General features: G+C 72.8%; 8 protein-coding genes and 1 pseudogene. 4 read left to right on the forward strand and 5 right to left on the reverse strand.

Annotated features, from left to right (window positions below; all coding sequences use genetic code 11):
* Window positions 1–418: 418 nt before the first annotated feature.
* Both AE652_RS26670 and AE652_RS26675 read left to right on the forward strand, forming a co-directional pair.
* Window positions 419–1,042, forward strand: coding sequence for a transcriptional regulator (locus AE652_RS26670; RefSeq protein WP_049655922.1), 624 nt, complete (start codon window positions 419–421; stop codon window positions 1,040–1,042).
* Window positions 1,039–2,445 carry an MFS transporter gene (locus tag AE652_RS26675; RefSeq protein ID WP_049655923.1) on the forward strand — a complete coding sequence of 469 codons (1,407 nt, stop codon included), beginning with the start codon at window positions 1,039–1,041 and terminating at the stop codon, window positions 2,443–2,445. Before AE652_RS26670 ends, AE652_RS26675 begins: the two co-directional genes overlap by 4 nt.
* A gap of 18 nt (window positions 2,446–2,463) precedes the next feature.
* On the opposite strand, the gene AE652_RS26680 is transcribed toward AE652_RS26675, so the two are convergent.
* Together AE652_RS26680 and AE652_RS26685 are read right to left on the reverse strand one after the other, a co-directional pair.
* Window positions 2,464–3,135, reverse strand: a complete 672-nt coding sequence (locus tag AE652_RS26680; RefSeq protein ID WP_049655926.1) for a DUF6629 family protein — start codon at window positions 3,133–3,135, stop codon at window positions 2,464–2,466.
* A 6-nt stretch (window positions 3,136–3,141) separates the two neighbouring features.
* Window positions 3,142–4,128, reverse strand: a complete 987-nt coding sequence (locus AE652_RS26685) for a DMT family transporter (protein ID WP_199823147.1) — start codon at window positions 4,126–4,128, stop codon at window positions 3,142–3,144.
* A gap of 268 nt (window positions 4,129–4,396) precedes the next feature.
* Between AE652_RS26685 and AE652_RS26690 the strand changes: the two genes are divergently transcribed.
* Window positions 4,397–4,660 (forward strand): dsRBD fold-containing protein, encoded by a 264-nt coding sequence (locus tag AE652_RS26690; RefSeq protein WP_049655929.1) that lies wholly within the window; start codon window positions 4,397–4,399, stop codon window positions 4,658–4,660.
* A 170-nt stretch (window positions 4,661–4,830) separates the two neighbouring features.
* Here the strand turns inward: AE652_RS26690 and AE652_RS26695 are convergent, their stop codons facing one another.
* Both AE652_RS26695 and AE652_RS43525 read right to left on the reverse strand, forming a co-directional pair.
* Window positions 4,831–5,604 (reverse strand): hypothetical protein, encoded by a 774-nt coding sequence (locus AE652_RS26695; protein WP_063780277.1) that lies wholly within the window; start codon window positions 5,602–5,604, stop codon window positions 4,831–4,833.
* 577 nt (window positions 5,605–6,181) lie between these two features.
* Complete coding sequence (locus AE652_RS43525; protein ID WP_234348549.1) at window positions 6,182–7,162, reverse strand: transposase; 981 nt, start codon at window positions 7,160–7,162, stop codon at window positions 6,182–6,184.
* 221 nt (window positions 7,163–7,383) lie between these two features.
* Here AE652_RS43525 and AE652_RS26705 point away from each other — a divergent pair, with 221 nt between their 5' ends.
* Entirely contained in the window at window positions 7,384–8,103 is a 720-nt protein-coding gene (locus AE652_RS26705; RefSeq protein WP_049655934.1) for a DinB family protein, read from the forward strand.
* Window positions 8,104–8,567: 464 nt separating this feature from the next.
* Here the strand turns inward: AE652_RS26705 and AE652_RS26710 are convergent.
* Window positions 8,568–9,013, reverse strand: a pseudogene (locus AE652_RS26710) (transposase); the annotation flags it as partial.
* Window positions 9,014–9,552: the final 539 nt, after the last annotated feature.

A 9,552-nucleotide genomic window follows, 5' to 3' on the forward strand; every position in this document is an offset into this window, starting at 1 on the left:
CGCCGCTGCGCCCACGCGCCCGGACCCGCCCCGGCGCCCGGTGCCGACCGCGCCGACGGTGCTGCCGAGCGCGCCGAGCGCCTTGGCTCCCGTCGCGACGTAGCCCCAGAGCCTCCCGCGTGCCATCGCCCTGCCCCTCGTGCTCCCCGGCGGCCGTCATCGAATCCGCGGCCGACCGGGGTGGGCCGGCTTCCGGGCCCTTCCTGCCAGCGTGCGCCTCGGCCGCCCGGGTGACAATCCCGCTCCGGGTCGCGGTCCGCTCCGGGGCCCCCGCCGAGCGGCCGGCCGGGCACCCGCCGACCGGCGGGGCCCGGAGGCGTGGCCTACTGCGGATCGAGTAACCGCAAGGACTTCTTCGCAAAAGATCTTTCGCAAAAAATCCTTTGCAAAGAACTCTTTGGGGTTCTAGTCTCCTGCCATGACCGAAGAACGCGGCTGGAAGCACAGCGACGACCCGCACATCGCCATCACCGCCAAGAACATGCGGGCGATGGCGCATCCCGTGCGGATGCAGTTGGTCGGGCTCCTGCGCAAGCACGGCCCGTCCACGGCGACGAGGCTCGCCGAGCAGCTGGGGCTCAACTCCGGAGCCACCAGCTACCACCTGCGCCAGCTCGCCGCCGCGGGCTTCGTCGAGGAGGACGAGGAGCGCGGCAACGCCCGCGAGCGGTGGTGGCGTTCGGCCCACCCGCTCACCGTCTGGACGGTGGACGACATGGCGGACGACGAGCTCGACACGGCCGCCGGCTTCCTGCGGTCCGTCCTGGCCGCGCACACCCAGACCGCCCAGCGCACGCTGGACGCCTTCGAGACCATGCCGCGCGAGTGGCGCCGGGTGACGGACCTCAGTGACCGGGTCCTGCAGCTCACGCCCGCCGAGGCCGAGCAGCTGTCCGGCGAGCTGTTCGAGGTGGTCCGGCGCTACCGGCAGATCGACCACGGCGGGCCCGCGCCGGAGGGCACCGAGCAGGTGGCCGTGGTCGTCCACCTCCTGCCGGACGCGACCGCCACCGCCACCGCAAGCGAGGGGGAGACCGCATGACCACCGGCACCGCCGCCACCGCTGCTACCGCCACCGACGCGCCGGGGCGCAGCTTCCGCCCGCTGGCCGGGGTGCTGACGGCCATGGCCGTCTCCGTGACGGGCACGCGCGTCTCGGCCATCGCCCTGCCCTGGTTCGTCCTGGCCACCACCGGCAGCGCCACCATGACGGGCCTCGTCGCGTTCGCCGAGATGGCGCCGTACGTGGCGGTCAAGGCGCTGACGGGCCCGTTAGTCGACCGGCTCGGGCCGCGCGTGGTGTCCTGGACGACGGACGCGGTCAGCGCCGTCGCGGCCGGGCTGGTCCCGCTGCTGCACGCGCAGGGGCTGCTCCCGTTCTGGGTGCTGCTGGTGATGGTCGCGGTGATCGGGGCGATGCGCGGCCCGGGGGACTTGGCCAAGTCCGTCATGGTCCCGGAGGCGGCCGACCACGCCCGGGTGCCGATGGAGCGCGCCACCGGGCTGTCGGGTGTCACCGAGCGGCTGGCCTCCACCATCGGGCCGGCGGTCGGCGGCGGGCTGGTCGCCCTGATGGGCCCGCTGGCCGGGCTGGCGATCAACGCGGTCACCTTCGCGCTCGGGTCGCTGATCATCGCGGTCGCGCTCCCGCGCGGCATGGGGCGCCCGGCGGTGCCCGCCACGGCCGCGGATCCGGCCGCTGATCCGGCCGTTGACGCGTCCGGGGAGGAGCAGCCAGCGGGCTACTGGCGGATGTTCCGCGAGGGCTTCACGTTCCTGCGCTCGGAGCCGCTGCTGCTCACCGTGATCGTGATGATCGGCATCACCAACCTGATCGATGCCGGGTTCATCACCGTCCTCGTCCCGGTCTGGGCGCGGGAGTCCGGCAACGGACCGGCCGCCATCGGCCTGCTGGCCGCCTCCATGGGTGCCACCGCGGTCGTCGGCAGCCTGATAGCGGCGGCCGTCGCCTCCCGGCTGCCCCGACGGACGGTCTTCTTCACCGGCTTCCTGCTGTGCGGCGCACCGCGCTTCATGGTGCTCGCCCTCGGCGCGCCGATGTGGCTGGTGATCACGGTCTTCGCGATCGGCGGCTTCGGCTCCGGCTTCCTCAACCCGATCCTCGGCGCGGTGCTCTTCGAGCGGGTGCCCCGCCACCTGCTGGGCCGCGTCCACGCCCTCGGCGACTCCCTCGCCTGGGCCGGCATCCCGCTCGGCGGCCTGGTCGCCGGTGCGGCGGTCGCCACGGTCGGCCTCATACCCAGCCTGATCGCGGCCGGCGCCCTGTACTTCGCGACCACCACGCTGGCCGGGCTGCGCCCCGAGTGGCGGGAGATGGACCGCCTCCGTGGCCGCTCGGGCCGAGCGGACAGCGTGGCCGGCGCGAGCGGTGTGGTTGGCGCGGCCGACGCGGCCGTCGAGCCGGAACCGGCGCGCAGCGCGTAAGCCGCCCCCCGGGCGCGGCTAGCGGGCCCGATCGGTGACCGGGCCGGGCTCGTCCGCCGGGCGGTGCCCCGCCCAGTGGAGCAGCAACAGGCTGGCCAGGGCGGCGAGGGCGCACCAGGTGGAGACGAAGGCGAGGTGCCAGAGCAGGGCGCAGACGACGGCGCCCGCACCGGTGACGAGACCGAGACGGCGGAGCAGGCGGTCGCCGCTCACCAGGAGGGAGCCGACGGTGGCGAGGAGGTAACCGGCCAGCAGGAGGGCCGGGTACGGGATGCCGACCGCGTAGCCGAGGGTGTGGCCGTGCACGGCGGCCGTCACCGGATGGGAGCCGACGGCCACGGCCAGCGGGACGGCGACCGCCGCACCGAGCAGGGTGAGCGTGGCGAGCACCCGTCGGCGCGGTCCGACGGCGGCGCACCACACGGCGGCCGGGACCAGGACGGGCAGCAGCGGCAGGGCGACCACCGCCCAGGCGGTGCGGGCCGCTCCGGCGAGGCCGTCCGGCAGTCCGCCGTCCGTACCGAGCCAGACCAGTGCCTCGATCAGCTGGTGCACACCCAGCACCAGGGGGAGCGCGGCGAGCGGCAAACGCTCGGGACGGCCGGCCCGACGGGCACGGACCACACACGCCACGCCCGTGACCGCGACCAGCCCACCGGCCACGGCGTCCGCCTGCGCGTTCCAGCACATCGCGGTTTAGCCGGTGCTCCCGGGGCGGTCGTCCCCCTCGGGCCCCTGCTCCGCTCCGTCCCCGGCCTTGTCCTCCGGTTCGTCCCCGGGTTCTTCCCCGGCTTCGTCCTCCGGTGGCGCCCCGATGCTCTCCAGGGTGTCGCGTGCGGTCCCGGGCATCGCCGGATGGCGGCCGATCACGATCACCCCGATCACGATCGCCAACAGCCCGACCGCCTGCCACGCCAATGCCCCCGGGGTCACCCGCAACCGGTCACCGAGGAAACCCACCGCGCAGGCGATCCCGGCCAGCGGCTGGGCGGCGGTCAGCGCCGGCAGGGACATCCGCAGCGGCGCGGCCTCGAAGGCGCTCTGCACCAGCAGCAGCCCGACCACCCCCGCCACCACCACCGCGTACGGCTGCCAGCTGCGCAGCACCGCGGCCAGGCCCTCGTGGTCGAGGCGCTGGGTGGTGGTCCGGGTCAGCGCGTCCTGGAGGCCGTAGAGCAGCCCGGCGGCGAGCGCCAGCAGGGTCGCCTCCTCGAACAGCGGCAGCCGACGGGCCAGCGAGACCAGCAGCACCACCAGCCCGACCACGGTGCCCACCACCAGCCAGTGCCGCAGGTCCCCGGCGGGCGGCCCCCCGCCGGTCGGCCGCCCGGCCACGATGAAGGCCGTCACCCCGAGGGCCAGCAGCGCCACCCCGGCCCAGCCGGAACGGCCCAGGGTCTGACGGGTCAGCACCCGGGCCAGGGCCATTGCGAAGATCAGATTGGTGGCCAGCAGCGGCTCGACCAGCGACACCTCGCCCTGGTTGAGCGCGAACGCCGAGAGGATCAGCCCGCTGACCATGAACCCGGTGCCGAGCAGCCACTGCGGCATCCGCATCAGGTCCAGCAGCAGCCGCCAGCGCAGCAGATCGGAGCGCGGGGCTTGCTGAGCCGCGTGCTGCTGGAGGACGAAGCCGAGCCCCAGACAGCAGGCCGCGCTGAGAGCGAGGAGGAAGACCGCCACGGAGGGACCACCAGGTTGTCGCTGCCCGCGCCGCGCCGACGAGTCCGAGAGGTGGGTCGGGCGTCGCGGCCGCTCCCGTCAGCCTACCGCCGGGCCGGTGCCCGGGCCGATCGCACGACACGCCCGCGGCGGGGCGGGCCACCAGGCCCTCCGGCAGCGCTTGCCGCCATCGGCAGGGCAGGCGCACGCTGGTGTGAGCGGCCGCCACGGGTCACCGTCCGTGCCGGTCCGGACAGGCGCGACGGGGGCCGCCGCCAGGAGGTGTGGCATGCACAACCAGTGGGACGTGGAGCTGAGGTTCGAGGAAGACGGCGTGCACACGGCGTGTGACGCCAGGCTGACCGGCGCCAGGGCGCCCGGCCTGAGCGCGCACGGCGAGTCCGTGAAGAGCGCGGACGACCGTCCGCTCGCCAGGATCGGCGAGGAGGTCGCGGCCTCCCGCGCCCTGGAGGAACTGTCCCGCAAGCTGCGGGCCCAGGCGACCGGGGAGATCGACGACGAAGGGCACCGCCCGGGCTACCTGATCTACTGAGCCCCCACCGGCGGAGCCACCCTCCCGTCCCGGACCGCAGCGGCCTCGGGCAGCCCGGCGGCCGCGCGCTCGACGTGGACGGCGCCCACGGAGGCGCGTTCCAGCGAAGGTACGCCATGGCCTCGGAGGGAGGAGGGCCATCATCGGACCGGCCTGTCCGGTCGTCGGCCCTACCGGCGCCACCACGGGGCGCGGAGGACGTCGTCCGGGTCGGTGGCGCAGTTGGTGCCGCTGACCACCTCGTGGGCGGGAACGTCCCAGCCGACGACGCCCGGAGCCTGACGGTCCAGCTCGACCAGCCGGGCGCGCTGCGGGCCGGCGCCGGTGTCGACGTCGCACATCAACACGCTCGTCCAGGACCGGCCGTCGAGGGCGGCGACGACCGAGAGCGCCGGAAGCACCACCAGGGAGAGCAGCAGCGCCGCGACCCGGACCGCCTCGACGGCCCGGGGCCCGAAGGCCACGGCGGTCCGGCCGGTGCGCCGGCCGGTGTCGGCCGAGCGCGCGCCCGTCCGGTACTCGGCCACCACGCCGAGCCGCAACAGGTAGCCCAGGACGCCCGCGGCCACACCCCACCACAGCCCGTTGAACGCCCCGACCACCACCCCGAGCGCCCCCGGCAGGATCGCCGCCCGGGCCGCCGTCTCCGCCAGGGCCCGCCCCTGGCGCCGGGCGGCCCCGCCGTGAGCGGCCCGGTAGGCGTAGCCGATGTAGGAGAGCACCGCGGCCAGCACGACCGCCAGCACCGGCTCGGCGAAGAACATCCCGATGACGACGTCCACCCAGTTCGCCGGCCCCATCGCCAGCAGCGCGTCCCGGGCCGCGTCCCCACCCCCGAGCGTCCACGCCAGCTTCAGCACCGGAATGGCGAACACCACCGCCGGCGCCATCACATGAGCCGCACTCACCTGCGCCGCCCCGCCGCCCCGCGTCCCTTCGGTCATCCGGCAACGCTACGCACGCCCCCCGCACCCCCACGCCTCCGACACCCACCCCTGCACCTCGTGGCCTAACCCTCCGCCAGCGCCGCCGGCCAGCTGTATCCGGTCCCTGCTCCCGGCCCCCTTCCGGAACGGGGTCCCACATCCCGCCGCCTGGCCGACTTCCTGCGCCGTTACTCAGGTTGATCCTTGACCAACGGGGTGGGGGCGTGCTCACCGGGGCGCTGATCGCTGTGGTCCGGTTCGGTCGCGTTCGATCAGCGTGGCGGGGACCTTGACGGTTCTGCCCACGTCGCAGGGGGTGGCCTTCGTCCGGTTCGGGATGCCGGGTGGCCGGCCGGGGCCGGGCGTGCTGGGTTTGGGCGCACGGGCCGGACTGGGCAGGTGGGGGTCGGATGTTCCGGAACCCCCGGCGGACGCGGGTCGGCGTCAGCGCGACGCCGGGGCGGCTGGTCTTCTCCCAAGGGCGGCGCTGGTCGGCGGCGAGTGGGGCGGCGAGGCGGAGCTGGGTGTGGGCGATGATCACGAGGTGTGCTCCGGGTCGAATCTGCGCAGGTAGCCCGACCAGATGAAGTCGATGTCATCGGCGGTGGCGCCCGTCTTGGAGGACCACAGCCAGACCGGTGGCGCGTCGCGGTCGCCGGGCAAGTGGTCGACCTTCAGCCGGATCAGAGTGCCCTCGACCAGCGGGAGTTCGCCGTCGTCGCCGATCCAGGCGGAGCGGTGGGTGAGGTAGGGGTGGACCCGGTCCCACGCCGTCGTCTCGGCCTTGCCGTAGCGCGGGGTGTCGTTCCTGGTGGTCAGCGTGGGTTCGGGCCAGGCGGCGGGGTCGGCGAGCGGGAAGCGGGGCCCGCGCTTCGGGGGCCCCGCCCTTCGGGTCGTAGACGTAGGCGGGCTTCGCCAGTCGCAGGACGCGGTCCGAGCGCAGGCGGCCGACGACCTCGACGGGCAGGTCCCGCAGCACGTACGCGAGGCGCATCGGGTCGTAGCCCGCGTCCATCACGATCATGATGTCCGGGTCGCCGTCGCGCCACTGACCCGCGGCGACCAGGCGCCGGACCACCTGCCGCAGCTGGGCGGCGGTCACCAGCGCAGCATCGTCGGTCGGGCCGAGGCGGACCACGTCCAGGACCTGCGTCCACGAGGTCCGGTCCGGGGTGAGCGCGGTGACGAACGAGTAGGGCCAGCCCGGCACCACGTGGTTGGACGCCTGGCCAGCGCGGCCGTGGACCAGGCAGAACAGCCGCTCGGGCGAGCAGGCGGCGTCGGAGCGCAGCCACGGCGAGACGTCCACGGTGAGCACGATCCGGCCCGCGAAGCGGGGCAGTGGCAGCTCGGCCAGCAGGTCCCGCAGCAGCTCGGTGTCCAGACAGCCGTGGTCGAGCGCGCCGTACAGGGAGCCGTAGCCGCGGCGGTGCTCGGCGGTCAGTGACAGCTCCACCGGCGTACGGGTGGGCGCATCCGAGCACAGCAGCGCGTCGGTCGGCTCAAAGAACGCGTCCGCCCGCGCGGACAGGCTGGCGTAGTAGTCCTCCCGGAAGAGTGGCAGTTCCACGAACATGTCTCGCCGGGTGGCAAGTCGGAGCACACCCATCGGCACGGCCCCGTCGTCGATTCCTCGATCTCCTCGCAGAGTCAGGATCACGACCGGGCCGTCCCCATGTCCGCCGATCACCCGAACGAGTGAGCCATCGACGGGCACAATCAGGGCCCGATGCCAAGGAACAAGCTAAATCAAACCGGGGAGGCCGGCTTGTCGGTGCTCGGACCTAGTATGCGGACATGACGCGATATATCGACGAGGATCTGCACAGTGCGGAGTTCCGCGAGTGCGATCTGACCGGGGCGCGCCTGATCGGCGTCGTCATGCAGGATGCCGTGATCGACGGGCACGTCACCAACCTCGTAGTGAACGGTGTCGAGGTCACCGAGTACGTCGAGGCAGAGCTCGACCGGCGCCATCCGGTGCGGGTGCTGATCCGCTCCGAGGACCCTGACGATCTGCGCGAGGCATCGCGTCAGCTCCATGCCGGCTGGGCCGCCACGATCGAGCGAATCCGCCGTACGCCCGGCATCGAGCGCCGCAGCGTGAACGACGAGTGGTCGGCGGTGCAGACGCTGCGCCACCTGGTCTTCGTCCACGACTCGTGGTTCCGCCGCTGCTGCCTGGGCTCGACGGAGCTGTTCACGCCGATGGGCATTGGGCCGACCGTCGAGCCCTACCGTGGAGCGCACGGGCTTGACCTCTCGCTCGATCCGGCCCTCGACGAGATCGTGAGCGTGCGTGACGCGCAGGCCGCCGAGCTTGAGGCCTGGCTCGATGAGGTCACCGCCGTGCAGCTCGCAGCGCGAGCGCCGGTGCCCGACGACGATGTCTGGCCGCCGTACGCCCGGGGCCGCTTGGTGCGGCAGTGCCTCGGCACGGTGCTCAAGGAGACCTTCGAGCACCACACCTTCTGCGTTCGCGACCTCGACCTGATCGAGGCACAGGACGCCGAGTAGGGCCGACTACAGACAACGTGCACCCAAGCCGACCCGCCCGGGCCCAGGCCGGCCGGCGTCCCGAACCGGACCAAGCCCCCCCGCTGCGACGTGGGCAAGACCGTCAAACGCCCCGCCACGCTGATCGAACGCGACCGAACCGGACCGGTCCGCTCACACCCGCCCCGCTAGCGAAACCGAGCCGCACCATAAGGAACAGGCTCAGGTTGAACCCGCCTCGCCGCAGAGGCTGAGAGCCGTCGATCCGCGGGTACGCCCTCATCGTGCGATACGTGCGCGGCGTCGGTCCACCATCCAGGAGTAAGAACTCCTAACGAAATGGTCTTCGATGGTCGGTTCCAGTCGCTGGGGTGCCATCGGGCAGCATGGGGCGATGAACTCGGATGAGGCGGTGCCTCGGGAGTTGAAGGTCCTCGATACGACCTCGCTGGTCAGGCTGGAGGAGCGGGCATGCGAGCTCGGCCTCAACCAGCGGTTGAGCCCGGCATGGGTGCAGGCGAATGGCGCCCGATGGAACCCAGGCTCAGGAAGGCCTCGTGGATGTCATCGCGGATCTCCCAGCGGATGCGCAGGCGTCGGAACCAGTGCAGGTGGGCGAAGGCGCGTTCCACGACCCAGTGTTGAGCGCCGAGTCCGGAGCCGTGCTCGGTGCCTCGGCGGGTGATGAGCGGCTTCACGCCGAGGTTCCAGACCAGGCGGCGGTACTTGTCGTGGTCGTAGCCGCGGTCGCCGAGCACGGCGTCGGGCCGGCGCCGGAGCCGGCCGCGCTTGCCGCGAACGGACGGCAGTGCCTGAAGCAGTGGAATGAGCTGGGTGACGTCATTGCGGTTCCCGCCGGTCAGGGGGCAGCGAGCGGGATACCGTTGGCGTCGGTGATCAGGTGGTGCTTACTGCCCGGCCGCAGTCGCTCGCTTCCCGGGCTGAGTGAGTGGCAATTTGCTTAAGTGGAGAGGGAGATGGAGCGAGGTCAGCTCCCGTCGACGGGTCTCGATCGTCACCCTGATCTGCTGCAAACCCGGCGAACAGTCCCGGTGGGACGACGGCCGGGGCAAGCGCAAGGCCTGCAAGAGCTCCGCCCGGACTGATCGCCTCCCTGTCCCGACCGGCCGCCTGTGAAGCGCCTGCTGCCTGGCGAGCGGGTGCGCGAGGGCTTGTCGCGAAAGTGGATCTCGACGGTGAAACGATCACGCTCCGTGGGACATGGAGATCTGACGAATAGTCAGTTGACGTGGTTTGAACCGTTGCTGCCGCAGGGCATCAAGCCGGGCCGGCCGCAGGCGTGGACGCGGCGGAAACTGATAGGCGGCATGCGGTGGCGGATCCGGGCCGTGCTCCTGGTGCGACTGAGTGGGGGGACGTGAGAAGTCGGATGGGCCGACTTCTCATGCTGCGGGGGTACGTGGTCAGGGGTGGTGGGTGGGGGTGAGGAAGGTGGTGAGGCGGGGGGTG

This window comes from Kitasatospora sp. MY 5-36, assembly GCF_001182915.1.
Classification (GTDB): domain Bacteria; phylum Actinomycetota; class Actinomycetes; order Streptomycetales; family Streptomycetaceae; genus Kitasatospora.